Source organism: Vibrio sp. V19_P1S1T109, assembly GCF_002241375.1.
Classification (GTDB): domain Bacteria; phylum Pseudomonadota; class Gammaproteobacteria; order Enterobacterales; family Vibrionaceae; genus Vibrio; species Vibrio anguillarum.
Map to the genome: position 1 here is coordinate 1 of NZ_NDIM01000233.1, position 20,504 is coordinate 20,504.

Consider the following 20,504-nt stretch of genomic DNA (forward strand, 5'->3'; position numbering starts at 1 on the left):
GCCCTTTATTCTCAAGGGGTGAGATTAAGTGAGTGCAACTGGGTTTTTATGGTTGTTTTTTATCTTTCAATGTTTCCAGTTTGGGTTGTTTTGGTTGCAAAGATGTTGATGTATTGGTTTGTTAAATGTTAATTAAAGGTGATTTTATAGTGAAAAATAACATTTTAACCAAACTTGTTGCATATTGATTTTTGTTCTTTCAGGTTGCATTATCCGCCCGTCAAAAATACGTTGCCCCTTCAAAAGTTGAGACTCCTCACTTTTTGGACGAATAAAATGCATTGCATAATATCGATAAAAACATGCTGGTTAGAACGTTGACTCGCAGCATGTGCATTTTTTCGTGAAGCTTTTCGCTTAGGTCAGCGCTATCACTCTATGAGAGGTTCTTGTGACAGACTTAATCAATTTAATGAATGATTTACTTTGGGGATCCATCCTTGTTTATCTTTTAGTCGGTGTTGGTGTGTACTTCACCGTTCGCCTAGGATTCATTCAATTTCGCCATTTCGGCCACATGTTTAGTGTGTTGAAAAACAGCCGCAAAGCAGATAAAGCCGGTATTTCTTCTTTCCAAGCACTTTGTACTAGCCTTGCTGCGCGTGTTGGTACGGGAAACATGGCTGGTGTAGCCGTTGCTTTAACGGCGGGTGGTCCAGGCGCGATTTTCTGGATGTGGTTGATTGCCATGCTTGGTATGGCGACTTCATTTGCTGAAAGCACGTTGGCTCAGCTATACAAAACCCGTGACAAAGATGGTAACTACCGCGGTGGCCCTGCGTACTATATGGAAAAAGGCCTTGGTATGCGTTGGATGGGTGTCCTGTTTTCCATCTTCCTGATTATTGCTTTTGGCCTAGTATTCAATGCCGTTCAAGCTAATTCAATTGCAGGGGCTATGAAAAATGCTTTTGGATTTGATCCGCTGTATGTCGGTATCTTCATCGTTGCAATTTCGGCTTTCGTCATTTTTGGTGGTATCCGTAAAATTGCGCGTACCGCTGAGTTGATTGTACCTTTCATGGCATTAGCTTACTTAGCGATTGCGATGTTTGTCATGGTCACTAATATAGAAAAGCTACCAGCCGTATTAAGCCTTATTTTCAAAAGTGCATTTGGCCTTCAAGAAGCGGCCGCAGGCGGTTTAGGTTACGCGATTGCTCAAGCCATGATTAACGGCATCAAACGCGGTCTGTTTTCCAATGAAGCTGGTATGGGTTCAGCACCTAATGCAGCGGCTTCTGCAACGCCTTATCCGCCGCATCCTGCTTCTCAAGGTTACGTGCAAATGTTGGGTGTTTTTATTGATACGATTGTGATCTGTTCAGCAACCGTCGCCATTATTTTGATGTCGGGTGAATATGTACCGCACGGTGAAATTACCGGTATCGAGCTGACTCAGCGCGCATTAAGCTCACAAGTGGGCAGTTGGGGTGGGATTTTTGTTGCTTTTGCGATTTTCTTCTTCGCCTTTACTTCAATTATTGCCAACTACTCTTATGCCGAAACGAACCTGATTTTCTTAGAGCACAACAATAAGAAAGGGTTAACGTTGTTCCGTATTGTTTTCCTTGCCATGGTGATGTTTGGCTCATTGGCGACCTTGCCTACCGTATGGGCAATGGCGGATGTCTCGATGGGGTTAATGGCGATTGTTAACTTGGTGGCGATCATTCTGCTCTCTGGCATTGTGATTAAGCTCGCGAAAGATTATAACCGTCAGCTAGCCGCAGGTAAGGTTCCCACCTTCGATGCTAATGATTACCCTGAGTTAAAATCTCAGTTGGAAGATGGCATTTGGTACAACAACAAATAGCCTGTTATCGTTACTGACGATTAAATAGATTGAAAAAGCCATGCAGACACCGCATGGCTTTTTTTGTACTCTGTGAGCCATAAAATAAGAATAGAAAGGAAGGAAAATTATGCTCATTGTTGTTTCCCCAGCCAAGACGTTAGATTACGAATCCCCGTTGGTGACAAGCAAATATACTCAGCCGGAGCTTATTGACCATTCAGCTCAGTTGATCGATGTTTGCCGTCAATTGACTCCTGCCGACATCTCAGCGTTGATGAAAGTGAGCGATAAAATCGCTGGGCTCAACGTGGCTCGCTTTGAGCAGTGGAGCCCAACCTTCACGTTGGATAATGCACGTCCCGCCATTTTGGCGTTTAAAGGGGATGTTTATACAGGATTTGAAGCAGAAACATTATCGGATGCCGGATTTGAATATGCCCAACAGCATTTAAGAATGCTCTCTGGCTTGTATGGTGTATTGAAACCACTGGATCTGATGCAACCGTACCGTTTGGAGATGGGCACGAGATTGGGTAACCCGAGGGGGACTAACCTGTACCAGTTTTGGGGAGATATCATTACCGATAAACTCAATCAAGCTCTGAAAGAGCAAGACGATGATGTGTTGATTAATCTCGCTTCCAACGAGTATTTTAAAGCGGTTAATCCGAAAAAGCTTAAGGGGAGCATCATTACTCCGGTATTTAAGGATTGTAAGAAAGGGCAATACAAAGTCATTAGCTTCTATGCTAAGAAGGCTCGTGGCATGATGGCGCGCTACATTATCGATAAACAAATCTCTTCTGTAGAGCAATTGGCTCAGTTTGACAGTGCTGGCTACTATTTTGTAGAACAGGAGTCATCAGCAACTGAGTTGGTCTTTAAACGCGAAGAGCAGTGATGTAAGAGAGGCGGTTATGTGGCAATGGTTGAAAAAGCAGGTTGCGCGTTATGATCGTTGGTGTGAGAACATGGGTTTAACACCAGATAAAAAACGTAGCTGTGTTCCTTATCGTCAAGATCCTGTTCAGAGTAAAGAACGTGAGCGAGAATAAGAAGCTGCGTTTATTTGATACGCATTGCCATCTCGATTTTTCTATCTTTGAGCGTGAGTTTGAACACCATTTACATTTAGCTCGCCAGCAGGGGGTTGAGAAAATAATGATTCCCGCCGTTGGTCCAAGTAACTGGCAACGAGTGGCCGAGCTTGCTAACGGTTATCCTGAACTCTATTTTGCTCTCGGGTTCCATCCCTGTTTTTTATCAACCTCTTCCCCTGCGGATATCGACGAGCTTGAGCAAAAGCTACTTCAAAAACCAGCTCAATGCGTGGCTCTGGGGGAGTGTGGCTTAGATTTTGCGACTGATATTGCTCCCGCTTTGCAAGAAACAATGTTTGAAATGCAACTAGAGCTTGCGAAACGAGCCAGACTTCCATTGATATTACACAGCCGCAAAGCGCACAACCGCCTTATACAACTGTTAAAAAAACATCAATTTAGACAAGGTGGAGTGCTGCATGCTTTTTCTGGCAGCGTTCAACAGGCAAACCAGTTTATTGAACTGGGTTTTAAGATTGGCGTGGGTGGTGTTATTACCTATCCAAGAGCCAACAAAACCCGTCTTACTATCGCGGCACTCCCCATCGAAAGTTTAGTGCTAGAAACGGATGCTCCTGATATGCCACTCAATGGTTTTCAAGGGCAAGCGAATCACCCACAAAAACTGCCGATTATCCTGCAAACGCTTGCGTTGCTGAAGAACCAATCAGAGCAAACGGTTGCTGATGTTTTGTGGAAAAACAGCCATTCTCTGTTCTTTCCGGTGTGAATAAATTCGAAATGAAATGTAGGTTTAATGATTCTAGTGTCAGTAAACATTGAACGTGCTCACATAAATGAGTGAATGGGCAGTGAATCTTATAAGAAAGTGTGAGGCTGGCATTACTTTATCTTGGTGGTGATGAGTATAATCACCCCGCTTCATGAGCTCCATTTTATAACACGCCAACAATAACCTAATAAGGAAATCATAAACTATGAGCCTGTTTATGAGCCTAGTCGGTATGGCAGTTCTGCTAGGACTTGCAGTTCTACTGTCTGATAACCGCAAAGCTATCAATCTAAGAACAGTGGGTGGCGCTTTTGCTATCCAATTTATTATCGGTGGTTTCGTTCTTTACGTACCATGGGGTCGTGATCTCCTTGCAGGTTTCTCTGCGGGTGTTCAAAACGTCATCGACTTCGGTAAAGACGGTACTGGTTTTCTATTCGGCAGCCTAGTTAACTTTTCAGTTGACGGTATTGGCTTCATCTTTGCTTTCCAAGTTCTGCCTACTCTAATCTTCTTCTCGGCACTTATCTCTGTGCTTTACTACATTGGCGTTATGCAATGGGTAATTAAGATTCTAGGTGGTGGTTTACAAAAAGCACTCGGTACCTCTCGTGCGGAATCGATGTCTGCTGCAGCCAACATTTTCGTAGGTCAAACAGAAGCGCCACTCGTGGTTCGTCCGTTTGTACCTAAAATGACTCAATCTGAGCTGTTTGCAGTAATGTGTGGTGGTTTGGCTTCAGTTGCGGGTGGTGTACTTGCTGGTTACGCATCGATGGGTGTGCCGCTAGAGTACCTTGTTGCGGCCTCTTTCATGGCAGCACCGGGTGGTCTACTGTTTGCAAAAATCATCAAACCAGAAACCGATACTCCAGATGAAGAACTGGGTAGCGATATGGATGGCAATGATAAACCTGCCAACGTAATCGATGCTGCTGCAGGTGGTGCTTCTGTTGGTCTGCAACTTGCGTTAAACGTAGGTGCAATGCTACTTGCCTTCGTTGGTCTAATCGCCTTAGTTAACGGTATGCTTGGTGGTGTGGGTGGTTGGTTCGGTATGCCTGAACTGACTCTAGAACTACTGCTTGGTTGGCTTTTCTCTCCATTAGCATTCCTGATTGGTGTGCCATGGGAAGAAGCAACGCTAGCGGGCTCTTTCATCGGTCAAAAACTGGTTGTAAACGAATTTGTTGCTTATCTAAACTTCGTACCTTACGTGGGTGAGAACGCACAGATCGTTGCTGCTACTGGTGCGGTGATGTCTGAGAAAACTCAAGCTATCATCTCATTTGCACTGTGTGGCTTCGCCAACCTTTCTTCTGTTGCGATTCTACTTGGTGGTTTAGGTGGTCTTGCTCCTAACCGTCGTCACGATATCGCGAAGATGGGTGTAAAAGCCGTTTGTGCTGGTACACTGTCTAACTTAATGGCAGCAACTATTGCTGGCTTCTTCCTTTCTTTCTAATTAAACAAGAGAAAGAGATATAGACGCCGTTTAACATCGCCCCGTAGCAAGAGATTGCTGCGGGGCTTTTTTGTTTTGGCGAAAGGAATACTTTGATTCACTCTTTAGTCGGGTGGTCAGTGTGTATCACCTCAAGCTCTCTTTTATAAGTTAGCTTTTAATGGATAGATCAGAGTTTATCGGTAAACGAGATTATCGTTGACGCTGATCTTTTTTGAGATACAAACCGTTTGCTCTATGAATGACGCTACAGTTTTGTAGTGAAAATCTATACTGTATCAGTGAGATTCATTTTCAATAGAAGAGTGAAGATATCAGCTAGCGCCAATCAATACATGGAGTATGATTTGACGCAAAGGCAGCCCGTTTTATCATGTCGTGTTGCTTTGATATAAATTAGATACGGGTATAAGTTACACACGGATATACGTTAGACACGGCGATGAGTGCAAATAAGCGGCATATCATGGTTGTGCCATAGGCCAAATTGGTACTGTGCGGTGACAGGGATAGCAATTGAAATGCAAGTGCATTTCGAGTCTTCAAGGAACCAAGTCCGTTCATTTGTGGCTAGCAAGCCATCTCGCTCTTAACACTGAGCGTGGTTTACTAGTGAACTATTTGAATATATTGATCGGAGATAGAAATGAGCGATTTAAAAGCAGCCGCACTACGTGCACTGAAATTGATGGATTTGACTACGCTAAACGATGATGACACGGATGCGAAAGTGATTGCCCTTTGTCATGATGCCAAAACGGCTGTAGGTAATACCGCTGCAATTTGTATTTACCCTCGCTTTATTCCTATTGCGAAGAAGACACTTCGTGAGCAAGGCACGCCAGAGATTCGTATCGCAACCGTTACCAACTTCCCACACGGTAATGATGATATTGAGATTGCCGTTGCGGAAACTAAAGCCGCTGTTGCGTACGGTGCTGATGAAGTCGACGTTGTGTTCCCTTACCGCGCATTAATCGCCGGTAATGAGCAAGTCGGTTTTGATCTTGTTAAGCAATGTAAAGCCGCGTGTGGTGACATTCTGCTTAAAGTGATCATCGAAACTGGTGAGCTAAAAGAAGAAGCATTAATCAAAAAAGCGTCTCAAATCTGTATTGAAGCGGGCGCTGATTTCATCAAAACCTCTACGGGTAAAGTCCCTGTGAATGCAACACCAGAATACGCACGCATGATGCTAGAAGTGATTCGCGATATGGGCGTTGCCAAAACTGTAGGCTTTAAACCTGCGGGCGGTGTACGCACAGCGCAAGATGCTGCATTGTATCTCGCGATGGCTGATGAGCTACTTGGCGCAGATTGGGCCGACAGCATGCACTACCGTTTTGGGGCTTCAAGCCTGCTAACCAATCTTTTGAATACATTAGAAGTAACAGACCAAAAAGCCGATCCAGCTGCGTATTAATTATGCGCTGAAGTAGGACTGATAATAATAAGTCTGACTCGTGGAGCTGAGCCATCAGCTCCCGATTACCTCTTTACCTTACTGACCAAAGCATCATGCTTGGGAGGCAACTAATGTATTCAACTCAAACTTTTTTACCTCAAGAAATCATTCGCAAAAAGCGTGACGGTGAGATCCTCACCACCGAAGAAATTAACTTTTTTATTCAAGGTGTGGCGAATAATACCGTCTCCGAAGGCCAAATTGCGGCCTTTGCCATGACGATTTTCTTCAATGAAATGACTATGCCAGAGCGCATTGCACTGACGTGCGCTATGCGTGATTCTGGGATGGTGATCAACTGGGATGCGATGAACTTCGGTGGTCCTATCGTTGATAAACACTCAACTGGCGGCGTGGGCGATGTTACTTCGCTGATGCTTGGCCCCATGGTCGCAGCCTGCGGTGGTTTTGTTCCTATGATTTCAGGGCGCGGCCTTGGTCATACGGGCGGCACGCTGGATAAATTGGAGTCGATTCCCGGTTATAACATCACGCCAAGTAATGACGTATTTGGTCAAGTAACCAAAGAAGCGGGCGTTGCTATCATCGGCCAAACGGGTGATCTCGCGCCAGCGGATAAACGCGTATACGCCACACGTGACATTACCGCAACGGTCGACAATATTTCACTCATCACCGCCTCGATTCTTTCTAAAAAATTAGCCGCTGGGTTAGATTCCTTGGTGATGGATGTCAAAGTCGGTTCTGGCGCATTTATGCCGACTTACGAAGCTTCTGAAGAGTTGGCTAAATCTATCGTCGCAGTGGCTAACGGCGCAGGTACGAAAACCACGGCTATTTTGACGGATATGAACCAAGTGCTGGCCTCTTCGGCAGGTAATGCCCTTGAAGTGCGTGAAGCGGTACGCTTTTTAACTGGTGAATATCGCAACCCTCGCTTACTGGAAATTACCTTGGCCTCTTGCGTTGAGATGTTGTTGTTAGGCAATTTAGCAAAAGACAGCAATGATGCTCGTGCGAAACTGATGTCCGTTCTTAATAACGGAAAAGCGGCTGAATGCTTTGGCAAAATGGTCAAAGGGTTAGGCGGCCCCGCTGATTTTGTTGAAAATTACGATCACTATCTTGAAAAAACCGAGCTGGTTAAGCCCGTTTACGCTCTAGAAAGTGGCGTCGTATCGGCAATGGATACTCGCGCGATTGGCATGGCCGTGGTGGAGATGGGCGGTGGACGCCGCGTCGCAACTGACACCATTGATTACGCGGTTGGGTTTGACCAATTTATTCGCCTAGGTGACGTTGCCGATAGCAGCAAGCCGTTGGCGGTGATCCATGCGCGTAATGAAGCGCAATGGCAACAAGCGGCCAAAGCATTACAAAGCGCCATTCAAATTGGCGGAGAATACACACCAACACCCGATGTCTACGGCCAAATTCGCGCAGAAGACGTATAAAAATATCGGTTGGAGAGAGCAATGAAAAGAGCATTTATTTTAGTATTAGATTCATTTGGTATCGGCGAAACCGCTGATGCACCACAATTTGGTGATGTTGGCGCTGACACTTTGGGCCACATCGCAGACCAATGTGCTAAAGGCGAAGCGAATAACGCGGATCGCCAGGGCCCATTGACGCTGCCAAACTTATCGAAACTGGGGCTTGCCATGGCGCATAAAGAGTCAACGGGGCGTTTTGCTCCGGGGCTTGATGCCAACGCTGATATTATCGGTGCGTACGGCCACGCCGCTGAGCTTTCATCAGGTAAAGATACTCCTTCGGGTCACTGGGAAATTGCTGGTGTTCCTGTACTGTTTGAATGGGGTTATTTCAGCGATAAGCAAAATAGTTTCCCGAAAGAGCTGACAGATCGCATTATTGAACGCGCAGGTTTGGATGGTTTTCTTGGTAACTGCCATGCATCAGGCACTCAGGTTTTAGATGATTTGGGTGAAGAGCACATGAAAACGGGTAAACCGATTTTCTATACCTCAGCTGATTCAGTGTTCCAAATTGCTTGTCATGAAGAGACGTTTGGCCTTGATCGTTTGTTAGAACTTTGCCAGATCGCACGTGAAGAATTGGCGGATTACAACATTGGCCGCGTGATTGCGCGCCCGTTCATTGGCCCGAAAGCGGGAGAATTTGCTCGTACTGGCAACCGTCGCGATTTATCCGTTGAGCCGCCAGCGGCGACCGTGCTGCAAAAATTGGTTGATGAGAAGCAAGGTAACGTGGTTTCTATTGGTAAAATTGCTGATATTTACGCCTACTGCGGCATCACTCATAAAATCAAAGCGACAGGCATCCCGGCTTTATTTGATGCAACACTAGAACAAATCAAACAAGCGAAAGATAACACTATCGTCTTCACTAACTTCGTTGATTTTGATTCTGCTTATGGTCATCGCCGTGATGTAGCGGGCTACGCTGTGGCACTGGAGTACTTTGACAAGCGTCTGCCACAAGTGCTTGAGTTAATGGAAGAGGACGATGTGCTTATTCTTACGGCGGATCATGGTTGCGATCCAACTTGGCCGGGCACGGATCATACGCGTGAGCACATTCCAGTGTTAGTTTATGGTCACAAAGTGGCACCCGGTTCGTTGGGCCGTCGCGAGACGTTTGCTGATATTGGCCAGTCACTGGCGCAGTATTTCGGTACGTCTGCGATGGATTACGGCACCAATTTCTTACAGTAAGCGTAGCGATTCATTTTTTGAGGATGAATAGAGAGATCACTCTCTATTCTTTGGTCAATTTAGATAAAGGATACTTTTAATGGCAACTCCACATATTAATGCTGAAATGGGCGCATTTGCAGACGTCGTTTTAATGCCGGGTGACCCGCTTCGTGCCAAATACATCGCAGAAACTTTCCTGGATGATGTGGTACAAGTGTGTGATGTGCGTAACATGTTTGGTTATACCGGCACGTACAAAGGTCGCAAAATTTCGGTAATGGGCCACGGCATGGGGATTCCTTCATGCTCAATTTATGTGACGGAACTTATCAAAGACTTTGGCGTGAAAAAAGTGATCCGTGTTGGAAGTTGTGGTGCGGTCAGCAACGATATCAAAGTGCGTGATGTTGTGATTGGCATGGGTGCTTGTACTGATTCCAAAGTTAACCGCATCCGTTTTAAAGACCATGATTTTGCTGCGATTGCCGATTACAAAATGGTTAAAGCCGCAGAAGAAGCGGCTACGGCGCGTGGTATTAACGTGAAAGTGGGTAACTTGTTCTCCGCAGAGCTTTTCTACACGCCAGATCCAGAGATGTTCGATGTGATGGATAAATACGGCATTGTTGGTGTAGAAATGGAAGCGGCAGGAATCTACGGCGTAGCGGCGGAATATGGCGCAAAAGCACTGACGATTTGCACTGTCTCTGATCACATCAAAACTGGCGAGCAAACGACTTCAGAAGAGCGTCAAAACACTTTCAATGAAATGATTGAAATTGCGTTAGATTCAGTATTGATTGGCGACGCTCAATAATATTCTTTTATAAAAAACCTCAGTGTCGCAACTGAGGTTTTTTTATTTACAAAGCCTGCTAAGTCATATCATCCACATTCTGTAGCAGCAGGTTCTCACCACCACTCTTCGGTTTTCGACGCAGTAGTAGCAGTGTGAGCAATACACCGCTGACAAAGCTGGTCAACAGCATGAGATACATGTAGCGATCACTTTTACGATAGTGGTGATCTGAAATCGCGGTGACGCGGCCAGTTTCAAAAGTAATGCGGATAAAACCAATAATACTGCTTTCATGATAGACAGGCTCAACCAGTTGCTGACGGCCAATGCTGGCCGTGCGCAGTGGTGTATCCAATCCTAATACTTCGCGTACGCTTAACGCGTTATCGCTGGCGGCTAATTTGACCCCTTCGGAATCATAAATGGTAGCATCAAACACCAGTTTGTCTTGAGCTAACTGGTTGGTAAGGGCTAGCAGGCGCTCTTGATCTTGCTCTGATATCATGCTGCCCGCAGATAATGATGCCTGTGAAATCAAAACCTTAGTTAATGTTTCTAGTTGGTTGGCCTGAATTCGTTCGTTACCTTTACTGATCACAACGCTGTTTTTTACGGTAAAGAAGAACATGCCAGCTAATAAAATGACGGTAAGCACACGAATTGCGACGCGAAATGAAAATAAAGAGCCGTCCATAACCCACCTGATTGGATAAATAAAAACTTTACTCATATTGAGACTTGCGTTTTTAAATTGCAATAGGGTAACGTCAGGGGCATACACCCATTTATTGATACTCGAGCATTGAATCGAGTTGCTCCCATTTTGCTTGTGGTGCGTTTAAGCAGGCTGAAGGAAAAGGATTGATTAAGGAATGATAAACATGGATGCCCTCAAAACATTGCCGATCAAAAGGCACACAACGCTGCTCAACCGCTTGCCTGAAACTCGTTTCTCTTCACAATTTGACAAAGCAAAAGCAAGTTGGATTGTTTTTGCACCTTATCTCTCCACTCAACATTTTGATGATATTGACTTTTTTACCGGTTACTACAACGCTGTCCTCGATATGTGGAAAGTGGGGCATTATGAAGTGGCGCTGATGTCAGGTGAGCTGACGACAGAGCACGAGAAAATTTTACAAGGGCTCGAAATTGATTATGCCCGTTTGTGTGAAGTACCAGACCTTTCTAAACCGGGTTTGATTGTGATGGATATGGACTCCACGGCGATTCAAATTGAATGCATTGATGAGATAGCTAAGTTAGCGGGTGTCGGAGAGGAGGTAGCCGAAGTCACTGAGCGAGCGATGCAAGGTGAATTGGATTTTGAGCAAAGCTTGCGTCAGCGGGTTGGAAAGCTTGCTGGTGCCGATGAGTCGATTCTTGAAGCGGTTCGCTCTACATTACCCATGATGCCCGATTTACGTGAACTGGTGGCGACACTGCATGCATTGGGGTGGAAAACGGCGATTGCATCCGGTGGCTTTACCTATTTTTCAGATTATTTAAAAAGCGAACTGCAACTTGATCATGCGCAATCCAATACGCTGGAAATTGTTGATGGCAAGCTTACTGGTCAAGTGCTAGGTGATGTCGTTTCGGCACAAACCAAAGCCGATATTTTGGTTGAGTTAGCACAACGTTATGAGATTGAATTGCACAATACTGTCGCGGTTGGCGATGGGGCGAATGATTTAGTTATGATGGCTGCAGCGGGGTTAGGCGTTGCTTATCATGCTAAACCTAAAGTTGAAGAAAAAGCACAAGCGGCGGTCCGTTTTGCAGGCCTTGGTGGCGTGCTCTGTATTCTTTCTGCCTCATTGGTGAAGCAGCAAAAACTCAGTTGGAAAGTGAAGCCTTAAGTATAAAGCTCAACCGCAAGAGATAAGAGAGTGAGCGATGCCCACTCTCTCTTTTACCCACTCTCTTTTACAAAAGTCAGTCGCTTTTACAAGGTCAGCTCTAAGCGAATCAATACTTCTTCTGTAATATCGATCACCTCTCCATAACCAATGATCGAGGTGATCTCTTTTTCTAGCGTACGAGCGTGATGAAGACTAATTTGTGCCAACTCATTGAGATCACTGCGCAGCAGCGTAGTGATTGGGTCAAAGACGGGTGCACTGCAAATCCTCAAGATGTAAATTTCACCCATGTGCTGCGCTTTTTGAATGAAATCAATACGCTCTTTAGTGTTTTCAAAATCACTTAATAATTTCGATTGGATTGATTGAATACGCGTGCCAAATTTGATTGCCGCAATATAAACGTCGTGATATTGCGGTATCGCTCCTTCAATGCGCCGCATCGGTTTAGCCAGTAGCGTATTGGTGTGACCTTTGAATATTGGCTCTAACGTGATGCGATTTTCTTGGCCTAATTTAGCCAGTAACACAAGATGAGGCGGCAAGGGGTAATTTACGCCAATCACTTTAGGGCGTAAATTTGCACCGTGTTTATCAACGAAAATCGGCGAACTTATCATCTTATCAAGCAAGATGTTGTGCAACCCTTCCAGCAAGTTATGACTTGGTAGCACTTCTTCTTTCTGTAACAACTTATCTTGATTGTTTTCAATAATGCTATTGAAAAAAGCGATTGTTTTGATGGTATGTATATTTTCTTCTATCACCAATTGTAGACGCCGACCTTCGGGCCCAATACGAATGACATTATAGGGAAGGCTATGCAGTGGCAGCTTTTTGTCGTAAAGCTGTAATTCGTGGTAATTGATGGTGACGTTATCGCCTGCTTTCACGGGCAGTGGTGTATCCACAATAATACTTAAACCACGTTTAGATAAATCAACCGTATGGCCAGTTGCATTTACCCCAGATCCTGAAGTGATAGTCAGCGGTGTCTTGAATTGGTAACGAGGCTCTTTTCTACGCGAGCGAGCATCAAAATAAATGCCTGTAGGTTGGCCAATGATCTGCCTTGGATGACGAAATTTATTGAGTTCGCTATTGGGTAAATTGGGTTTGTCAGTCAATAGGTAATCTTTTGCCGAATCCTCATCGCCAATTTCTTGTAAAACGCCACAGTGCGTTAAGTGGCTTGAGCGATCTGACAATTCATGGGCATGAACCGCAAGTTCTTGACGCTCTTCATCCGAGAGTTCAAAGACAAATAAGCGAAACGCTTTCCAACTTTGTCGACGAGCGCCAACATGCCAAAACATTTTTCTTTGTTCACGGTTAGCCTCTGGCATCATCATTGAAAAAAAGAGCGTTTTTTCCTGATGTTCATGCTTGAAAGCATAAAGCACATTATTGCTACCCCGCATGCCCGGCTTGGTCAACTGTTCCATCCGCTCTTTATTGAATAACGAACCGAGTGCTTGTTGATTACGCTCGTCGTGCCAGTATTGCCAGATCGGTTGGTTATTTTCAGTCAGCAGCACTAACTTCAACTCACTGCCACTAAAAAACACTGGTAAGTTACAGGTGTGTTTTAAATAGGTGTGCTCGTAACCACGGGTTCGAGCTCGGATGAGTTTATCTTGGTTATCGTGGCGTGCTTTTTGAGTGTTATTTTGCAGCGATTCAGTAATCACTTTTTCGATGATGTTAGTGTCGGAAAGTTTTAGTGTACGCAGAAATTTCACGGCATCGTTATCGTAAGACTCATCAATACCTAAAATACGATATTCAATGGCGTGGTGCAGTCCAACCACTTCTGACGTTTTGTTGAGTTCGGAAAAATAGACTTTGATCACCTCACCGAGCTTGTAGTTAAAAGCGGCGGGAACTTTAAATTTTGCACCCGAAACGGATAGATCAACACTGAGGCCATTGACCAGCTGTTTACTAGGTAGGTGAATCTCAACTTGTGAGGTGACTTTTAAGCGATTTTCTTGACGCTTGAGATCATAACCAAGCTTAATTGGCTCAGCCTCAAAAAACGTACTGCCACCACCGTCTTTTTGTGGGTTTTGGGCACCACGTTGTTGCATCACACGGAAGTTGTTTGGCGTATTGTTTAATGCTTCCCATACACCTTCCGTGTACGCACCAAATTTTTTGACCCCTTTGTGATAGGCGTTAAAGGCCACATCGTCGAACCAATGTTTGCGGCCATCTAATTCATATTCTCGGCATTCCCCTTGTACCCGACCTCGCAAGTCAATACTTTTAACACAAGGAGCCATGATGCGATTGAGCTCCATTTTGACCAGTAATTTTGCCGACGGTGATTCATCTTCTGTCATTTGTGAAAGAAGGTATTCAAAATCAGGTAAACGGTAAGCTGGGATCAAACGCTCTGCGATTGATAGAATTTCAGATTGCTGCATACTTTTCTGTTAGAGTGTCCGTCTCAAAGATTAATCGGCATCGTTATCATAATCTTTAGTTATCTGTTGCGAAGGTTCAACCTTTATTTAAACGTAAATCAACCTATATCACTTCATGATTACTTAACAGTTTAATCTTTAAGCTTGAAAAGTATAGGTTACCAACAAGAAACAGGAATTGTTGAGGAAGCATGGCAAAAGCAAAACGCGCTTATGTATGTAATGATTGCGGCGCAGATTTTCCGCGTTGGCAAGGTCAATGTAGTGCTTGTGGTGCATGGAATACTATCACCGAAGTACGCTTGGCAGCATCGCCGCAGGTTGCACGTAATGAGCGACTAGGTGGTTACGCTGGGGCGGTAACGGAATCACAAGTCCAAGTACTGTCGGATATTAATCTGCAGGAAGTCCCACGGTTTTCTAGCGGCTTTAAAGAGTTGGACCGTGTATTGGGTGGTGGTGTCGTACCCGGCGCGGCGATTTTAATCGGTGGTAACCCTGGCGCTGGGAAATCGACTTTATTGCTGCAAACCATGTGTCAGCTCGCGGCGTCAATGCCTGCTTTGTATGTCACGGGTGAAGAATCGCTTCAGCAAGTCGCGATGCGAGCCTCTCGTCTTGGTTTACCTAAAGATAAGCTTAAAATGCTGTCGGAAACCAATGTAGATCGAATTTGCCAAATCGCTGAAAAAGAGCAGCCCCGCATCATGGTCATAGACTCAATTCAAGTGATGCATGTGGCTGACGTCCAATCCTCTCCCGGTACGGTGGCACAAGTGCGCGAGTCTGCGACAACGCTCACACGCTATGCTAAGCAAAACAACGTTGCCGTATTTTTAGTCGGACACGTTACTAAAGACGGTTCTTTGGCTGGTCCAAAAGTGCTAGAGCATATTATTGACTGCTCGGTATTGCTCGACGGAGGGACTGATAGTCGTTTTCGTACATTGCGCAGTCACAAGAACCGATTTGGTGCGGTCAATGAACTCGGCGTTTTTGCCATGACGGGACAGGGCTTGCGTGAAGTGAGTAATCCTTCTGCCATTTTCCTTTCGCGAGGCGAAGAAGATACTTCGGGCAGTTCGGTGATGGTCGTATGGGAAGGAACGCGTCCACTGCTAGTGGAGATCCAAGCACTGGTTGACTATTCACAATTAGCAAACCCAAGGCGAGTCGCCGTTGGGCTTGAGCAAAATCGCTTATCTTTATTATTGGCTGTGCTTCACAAGCACGGTGGCTTACAAATGTCCGATCAAGATGTGTTTGTTAATGTGGTTGGTGGCGTTAAAGTGACGGAAACAAGCGCCGACTTAGCACTTCTCATGGCACTGCTTTCAAGCTTCAGAGATAAACCACTTGCTAAAGATGTTGTCGTGTTTGGCGAAGTCGGTTTGGCCGGAGAAATTCGCCCAGTACCTAGTGGTCAAGAGCGATTAAATGAAGCATTTAAACATGGTTTTAAGAAAGCAATTATTCCGATGGCGAATATGCCTAAAGGTGGAATACCGGGCATGCAATTGCACGGTGTGAAGAAATTATCTGAAGCAATTGAAGCATTTGATGAGTTATAAATCTTAATTAAACTCGCCTCTTTTACGGTTATGACCTATATTTCACCGACAGTTCGTAACCGTACTATATTTTTTTTCAAGCAAGCGTATGCAAGGGTATCAGTCTTGACAGATTGTGATATACTCTGCGCGCACTTTATACCTTATTAACAGAGTAAGACAATGGCAGATTTATCAAAATACAGAAACATTGGTATTTTCGCGCACGTTGATGCCGGTAAAACCACTACCACTGAGCGTATTCTTAAGCTTACTGGTAAAATCCACCGTACAGGTGAAGTACACGATGGCGCTTCTACCATGGATTTCATGGATCAAGAAGCTGAACGCGGTATCACAATTCAATCAGCAGCGACGACTTGTTTCTGGAAAGATCACCGTTTTAACGTTATCGATACTCCTGGGCACGTTGACTTCACAGTTGAAGTTTACCGTTCTCTGAAAGTTCTTGATGGCGGTGTTGGTGTATTCTGTGGTTCTGGCGGTGTTGAACCTCAGTCAGAAACTAACTGGCGTTACGCGAACGATTCAGAAGTAGCTCGTCTGATCTTCGTAAACAAACTAGACCGTATGGGTGCAGACTTCTTCCGCGTTGTAGGACAAGTGAAGAAAGTTCTTGGCGCAAACCCACTTGTTATGACTCTTCCAATTGGTCGTGAAGACGAATTCGTTGGCGTTGTTGACGTATTAAACCGTCAAGCTTACGTTTGGGATGATTCAGGTCAGCCAGAAAACTACGAAATCAAAGAAATTCCAGCAGACATGGTAGAGCAAGTTGAAGAATACCGTGAAATGCTAATCGAAACTGCAGTAGAGCAAGACGACGAGCTAATGATGGCTTATATGGAAGGCGAAGAGCCAACTATTGAGCAACTAAAAGCTTGTATCCGTAAAGGTACTCGTGAATTAGCGTTCTTCCCTACATTCTGTGGTTCAGCATTCAAAAACAAAGGCATGCAACTTCTACTAGATGCCGTTGTTGATTATCTTCCAGCTCCAGCTGAAGTTGTACCTCAAGATCTGACTGATCCTGAAACAGGTGAGCCTACTGGTAAAGTTGCAACAGTTTCTGTTGACGAACCATTCCGCGCACTTGCATTCAAGATCATGGATGACCGTTTTGGTGCCCTAACGTTTATCCGTATTTATTCTGGTAAACTTAAGAAAGGTGACACCATTCTTAACAGTGCTACTGGTAAGACTGAGCGTATTGGCCGTATGGTTGAGATGCACGCGAACGATCGTAACGAACTTGATTCCGCTCAAGCGGGTGATATCATCGCTATCGTTGGTATGAAAAACGTGAAAACTGGTCACACTCTATGTGATCCTAAACACGAATGTACTCTTGAGCCAATGATTTTCCCAACGCCTGTAATCTCTATCGCTGTTGCTCCTAAAGACAAAGGCGGTTCTGAGAAGCTAGGTATTGCGCTAGGTAAAATGGTTTCAGAAGATCCATCATTCCAAGTTGAGTCTGATGAAGAAACTGGCGAAACCATCCTAAAAGGTATGGGTGAACTTCACCTAGATATCAAAGTTGATATCCTTAAGCGTACACACGGCATTGATCTTATCGTTGGTGCTCCTCAAGTTGCTTACCGTGAAACTATCACTAAAGCAATTGAAGACAGCTATACGCACAAGAAACAGTCTGGTGGTTCTGGTCAGTTCGGTAAGATCGACTACCGTATCAAACCAGGTGAGCCAAATTCAGGTTTCACGTTCAAATCAGTAGTTGTTGGTGGTAACGTACCTAAAGAATTCTGGCCTGCGGTAGAGAAAGGCTTTAAGTCTATGATGGACCAAGGTGTTCTTGCTGGGTTCCCTGTACTAGACGTTGAAGTTGAACTGTTCGACGGTGGCTTCCACGCAGTTGACTCATCTGCAATCGCATTTGAAATCGCAGCGAAAGGTGCATTCCGTCAATCTATGCCTAAAGCTGGCGCTCAACTTCTAGAGCCAATTATGCACGTTGACGTGTTTACTCCAGAAGATCACGTTGGTGATGTTATCGGTGACCTTAACCGTCGTCGTGGCATGATTAAAGATCAAGAAGCTGGCGTAACAGGTGTACGTATTAAAGCGAACGTTCCTCTATCTGAAATGTTTGGTTATATCGGTCACCTACGTACAATGACATCTGGTCGTGGTCAGTTCTCTATGGAGTTCTCACACTACGCTGCATGTCCTGCAAACGTTGCAGAGCAAGTTATTGCTGACGTTAAAGCACGTAAAGAAGCAGATAAGAAGTAATTCTTAAAAGCTAAGCTGAACGTAAAAAGCCCCACCAGTGAAAGCTGGTGGGGCTTTTTTATGTAACAACGAAATAGAAAAGGGCATAAAAACCGATAAAAGCAGAACCGATAAAAGTGGAAACTGCCGGGCGAAGGGAGTTTGTGCCACGTAATTCATATCACTTAGTTAGCCCTTAAGGTTGATATAGATTTCTTCAACTTTAATACGTGCCCATTCAGTTTTACGTAAAAACTTCAAGCTTGATTTAATACTCGGATCCTTTTTAAAGCAGTTAATATTGACCATGTAGCTGAGCTCTTCCCAGCCATAGTATTCAACGAGATCCGTGAGTAGTTTTTCTAAAGTGACCCCATGCAGCGGGTTATTATCTTGTGTCATGATTCAATTATTCAATAGCGTTATTTAAGCTAAGTATAGCAGGCACAGGAGTTAAATTAGGACAAAATATTAGGCAATATAGGAGGTTGTTAGTGTGAAAACTTGGTGTATTGGCAGGTTAGAGGCTAAGTCCAACCTGCTCCATTAGAATGGATTACTCTTCCCAAACAACCAGTTGTCCTTTTGGCCAATTGTGCCCCATTTCATGATATTTCTGTTCTAATACATGCCGCTTGATTTTTAAGGTAGGAGTGAGGACACCATTTTCGATTGACCATGGCTCCTTTATCATTAGCACGCCTTTGATTTGCTCATGCGATTCCAATTCCTCATTCATCCGCTTAATGACTTTTTGAGTAGTACGCTCATAACGAACGCGATCAAAATGAGGGAAATTATGTGGAACAACTAGCAAAATAGGGGCGGGAAGCCCTAAGCCAATCAGACACATCATCTCGACTCGAGTGTATTCGAACAGTTTATTTTCGATAGGTACGGGAGCCACAAACTTGCCTTTGGCTGTTTTAAAGGTATCCTTTTTGCGCCCTTGAATGGTGAGATAACCTTCAGCATCAATAAAACCGATATCGCCAGTATGTAGCCATCCTTCTTTATCAAATGACTCTTGAGTTGCAATGTCATTTTTATAATAGCCAGAAAATAGTCCTTGGCCACGCACCATAATCTCATGATCATTATTAGCGATTTTAAGTTCGATTCCTAGGCCAGCTCGTCCAACCGACCCCAATTTGTCGGCTCTAAACGGGTAGTTCAGGGTGCTATAAGCAAAAGATTCTGTCATGCCCCAAGCTTCGGTAATGTTCAGCCCAATTTGGTGATACCACTCTAATAACGCCGGTGATACGGGAGCCGAGCCACAACCAAGCACACGTGCTTGATCAAGCCCTAAGCCGTCAGCAAGTTTCTTCTTAATCAGCGTGCTTACAAAAGGGATCTTTAGCAGAAAATTGAGCTTTTTCTGCGGTAATTTGTCTTGAATGCGTTGCTGAAATAGAGTCCATAACCTTGGTACTGAGATAAAGAGCGTCGGGCGCTGCATTTTGACATCGTCAATAAAGGTGTCTAATGATTCAGGGAAAGCCGTTTGTACCCCACCCATGATGGAAGAGCCAAAAATATAAACACGTTCAGTAATATGAGCTAAAGGGAGGTAGGAAAATAAACGGTCGTTTTCTTGAATGCCAATGTGGTTTATAAGCTGTTGAGCTGACCAGCTAAATGCACCGTAGGTCAGCATAGCCCCTTTCGGCAAGCCCGACGTGCCCGATGTATAGACTAAAGACATCAACTTGTTGTCATAATGTACAGGGCGTTCTGTGCTTGGCGGATAGTGCTCAATCAATTTTGTAAACAGGTGATCGCAAGTGGGAGCTGAATCATAGGGTAGTGCAATACTGATGATATCTGGCAAATGGTTCAATACTTGTTGGGTGGCTTGGCCGTTATCGAGTTTACCCACAATGACTATTTTTGTTTCGCTATGGGTGAGACAGTATTCGATGGTGTCGGCGCCAGCCGTTGGAAAAATGGGAACACTGACAAAGTCGCCGAGCATCATTGCGAGATCACACACAAACCATTCAGCGCAGTTTTTGGAAATGAGTGCAATTTTATCTTGGGGTTTTGCCCCTAGCGCTTGTAGCGCCGAGGCGAGCCTGAGTGCTTTGTCGGCCACTTCAGCATAGGTGTATTCAACAAATTTTCGGTTAATAATTTGTCTTAAATAAACTTGGTTGGGGCGTTCCGCTGCCCATTTCAAGATCATTTCATTCGGTGGTGGGAGAGCACAAGTTGCTTTGCTTAACTCGTTAGGCTGGATCATTCTCTAACTCCATGTTATTGGCAAAAATATTATTGTTTTTATGTTAATGTTTTGTTAACTCTAGCGTGGTGGAATGGTTAGGTAAAAGAAGATTGTAGTTACTAAACGTTAAAGTTGCGCGCTGGATTCACTTTCTTATTTTGACACTATTAACTCA

General features: G+C 44.6%; 16 protein-coding genes. 12 read left to right on the forward strand and 4 right to left on the reverse strand.

The features are described from left to right. Positions 1 to 391 precede the first annotated feature (391 nt). The 9 genes from B9J87_RS11400 to deoD all read left to right on the forward strand — a co-directional run bounded on the left by B9J87_RS11400 (position 392) and on the right by deoD (position 10,020). Entirely contained in the window at positions 392 to 1,816 is a 1,425-nt protein-coding gene (locus tag B9J87_RS11400; protein WP_013856119.1) for an alanine/glycine:cation symporter family protein, read from the forward strand. A 109-nt stretch (positions 1,817 to 1,925) separates the two neighbouring features. Continuing rightward, complete coding sequence (gene yaaA, locus B9J87_RS11405) at positions 1,926 to 2,699, forward strand: peroxide stress protein YaaA (protein WP_088732822.1); 774 nt, start codon at positions 1,926 to 1,928, stop codon at positions 2,697 to 2,699. 16 nt (positions 2,700 to 2,715) lie between these two features. Then, on the forward strand, positions 2,716 to 2,853 hold the full coding sequence (locus tag B9J87_RS17785) for a DUF5363 family protein (RefSeq protein ID WP_013856121.1): 138 nt from the start codon (positions 2,716 to 2,718) through the stop codon (positions 2,851 to 2,853). After that, positions 2,840 to 3,628, forward strand: a complete 789-nt coding sequence (locus B9J87_RS11410; RefSeq protein ID WP_094150809.1) for a TatD family hydrolase — start codon at positions 2,840 to 2,842, stop codon at positions 3,626 to 3,628. Before B9J87_RS17785 ends, B9J87_RS11410 begins: the two co-directional genes overlap by 14 nt. Before the next feature lie 208 nt (positions 3,629 to 3,836). After that, a complete protein-coding gene (locus tag B9J87_RS11415; RefSeq protein WP_013856123.1) occupies positions 3,837 to 5,096 on the forward strand; it encodes a NupC/NupG family nucleoside CNT transporter in 1,260 nt (419 codons plus the stop codon). Between the two features lie 646 nt (positions 5,097 to 5,742). Further along, on the forward strand, positions 5,743 to 6,519 hold the full coding sequence (gene deoC, locus B9J87_RS11420; RefSeq protein ID WP_013856124.1) for a deoxyribose-phosphate aldolase: 777 nt from the start codon (positions 5,743 to 5,745) through the stop codon (positions 6,517 to 6,519). A 95-nt stretch (positions 6,520 to 6,614) separates the two neighbouring features. Next, positions 6,615 to 7,976 (forward strand): thymidine phosphorylase, encoded by a 1,362-nt coding sequence (gene deoA, locus B9J87_RS11425; protein WP_017043061.1) that lies wholly within the window; start codon positions 6,615 to 6,617, stop codon positions 7,974 to 7,976. Positions 7,977 to 7,997: 21 nt separating this feature from the next. Further along, positions 7,998 to 9,221, forward strand: coding sequence for a phosphopentomutase (locus B9J87_RS11430; RefSeq protein ID WP_094150811.1), 1,224 nt, complete (start codon positions 7,998 to 8,000; stop codon positions 9,219 to 9,221). A gap of 79 nt (positions 9,222 to 9,300) precedes the next feature. After that, positions 9,301 to 10,020, forward strand: coding sequence for a purine-nucleoside phosphorylase (gene deoD, locus B9J87_RS11435; RefSeq protein ID WP_088732819.1), 720 nt, complete (start codon positions 9,301 to 9,303; stop codon positions 10,018 to 10,020). Positions 10,021 to 10,078: 58 nt separating this feature from the next. Here the strand turns inward: deoD and B9J87_RS11440 are convergent, their stop codons facing one another. Then, on the reverse strand, positions 10,079 to 10,696 hold the full coding sequence (locus B9J87_RS11440; RefSeq protein WP_026027378.1) for a YtjB family periplasmic protein: 618 nt from the start codon (positions 10,694 to 10,696) through the stop codon (positions 10,079 to 10,081). A 187-nt stretch (positions 10,697 to 10,883) separates the two neighbouring features. On the opposite strand from B9J87_RS11440, the gene serB reads away from it, so the two are divergent. Further along, complete coding sequence (serB, locus tag B9J87_RS11445; protein WP_026027962.1) at positions 10,884 to 11,864, forward strand: phosphoserine phosphatase; 981 nt, start codon at positions 10,884 to 10,886, stop codon at positions 11,862 to 11,864. A gap of 86 nt (positions 11,865 to 11,950) precedes the next feature. Here serB and B9J87_RS11450 read toward each other — a convergent pair whose 3' ends face one another. Then, positions 11,951 to 14,296, reverse strand: coding sequence for a PilZ domain-containing protein (locus tag B9J87_RS11450; protein WP_013856130.1), 2,346 nt, complete (start codon positions 14,294 to 14,296; stop codon positions 11,951 to 11,953). A 191-nt stretch (positions 14,297 to 14,487) separates the two neighbouring features. Between B9J87_RS11450 and radA the strand changes: the two genes are divergently transcribed. After that, entirely contained in the window at positions 14,488 to 15,867 is a 1,380-nt protein-coding gene (radA, locus tag B9J87_RS11455; RefSeq protein WP_013856131.1) for a DNA repair protein RadA, read from the forward strand. A 162-nt stretch (positions 15,868 to 16,029) separates the two neighbouring features. Continuing rightward, on the forward strand, positions 16,030 to 18,123 hold the full coding sequence (gene fusA, locus B9J87_RS11460; protein ID WP_017043055.1) for an elongation factor G: 2,094 nt from the start codon (positions 16,030 to 16,032) through the stop codon (positions 18,121 to 18,123). A 168-nt stretch (positions 18,124 to 18,291) separates the two neighbouring features. On the opposite strand, the gene B9J87_RS11465 is transcribed toward fusA, so the two are convergent. Next, on the reverse strand, positions 18,292 to 18,504 hold the full coding sequence (locus tag B9J87_RS11465; RefSeq protein ID WP_013856133.1) for a VF530 family DNA-binding protein: 213 nt from the start codon (positions 18,502 to 18,504) through the stop codon (positions 18,292 to 18,294). A gap of 154 nt (positions 18,505 to 18,658) precedes the next feature. Next, positions 18,659 to 20,347 carry an AMP-binding protein gene (locus tag B9J87_RS11470; protein WP_094150813.1) on the reverse strand — a complete coding sequence of 563 codons (1,689 nt, stop codon included), beginning with the start codon at positions 20,345 to 20,347 and terminating at the stop codon, positions 18,659 to 18,661. Positions 20,348 to 20,504 lie beyond the last annotated feature (157 nt).

What these genes read in the sequence shown, in the direction of transcription:
- B9J87_RS11440 (WP_026027378.1), bottom strand. Translation starts at nt 10,696, where the DNA reads ATGGACGGCTCTTTATTTTCATTTCGCGTCGCAATTCGTGTGCTTACC.
- serB (WP_026027962.1), top strand. Translation starts at nt 10,884, where the DNA reads ATGGATGCCCTCAAAACATTGCCGATCAAAAGGCACACAACGCTGCTC.
- radA (WP_013856131.1), top strand. Translation starts at nt 14,488, where the DNA reads ATGGCAAAAGCAAAACGCGCTTATGTATGTAATGATTGCGGCGCAGAT.
- B9J87_RS11470 (WP_094150813.1), bottom strand. Translation starts at nt 20,347, where the DNA reads ATGATCCAGCCTAACGAGTTAAGCAAAGCAACTTGTGCTCTCCCACCA.
- deoC (WP_013856124.1), top strand. Translation starts at nt 5,743, where the DNA reads ATGAGCGATTTAAAAGCAGCCGCACTACGTGCACTGAAATTGATGGAT.
- B9J87_RS11430 (WP_094150811.1), top strand. Translation starts at nt 7,998, where the DNA reads ATGAAAAGAGCATTTATTTTAGTATTAGATTCATTTGGTATCGGCGAA.
- deoD (WP_088732819.1), top strand. Translation starts at nt 9,301, where the DNA reads ATGGCAACTCCACATATTAATGCTGAAATGGGCGCATTTGCAGACGTC.
- B9J87_RS11415 (WP_013856123.1), top strand. Translation starts at nt 3,837, where the DNA reads ATGAGCCTGTTTATGAGCCTAGTCGGTATGGCAGTTCTGCTAGGACTT.
- B9J87_RS11465 (WP_013856133.1), bottom strand. Translation starts at nt 18,504, where the DNA reads ATGACACAAGATAATAACCCGCTGCATGGGGTCACTTTAGAAAAACTA.
- fusA (WP_017043055.1), top strand. Translation starts at nt 16,030, where the DNA reads ATGGCAGATTTATCAAAATACAGAAACATTGGTATTTTCGCGCACGTT.
- B9J87_RS17785 (WP_013856121.1), top strand. Translation starts at nt 2,716, where the DNA reads ATGTGGCAATGGTTGAAAAAGCAGGTTGCGCGTTATGATCGTTGGTGT.
- B9J87_RS11450 (WP_013856130.1), bottom strand. Translation starts at nt 14,296, where the DNA reads ATGCAGCAATCTGAAATTCTATCAATCGCAGAGCGTTTGATCCCAGCT.
- yaaA (WP_088732822.1), top strand. Translation starts at nt 1,926, where the DNA reads ATGCTCATTGTTGTTTCCCCAGCCAAGACGTTAGATTACGAATCCCCG.
- deoA (WP_017043061.1), top strand. Translation starts at nt 6,615, where the DNA reads ATGCTTGGGAGGCAACTAATGTATTCAACTCAAACTTTTTTACCTCAA.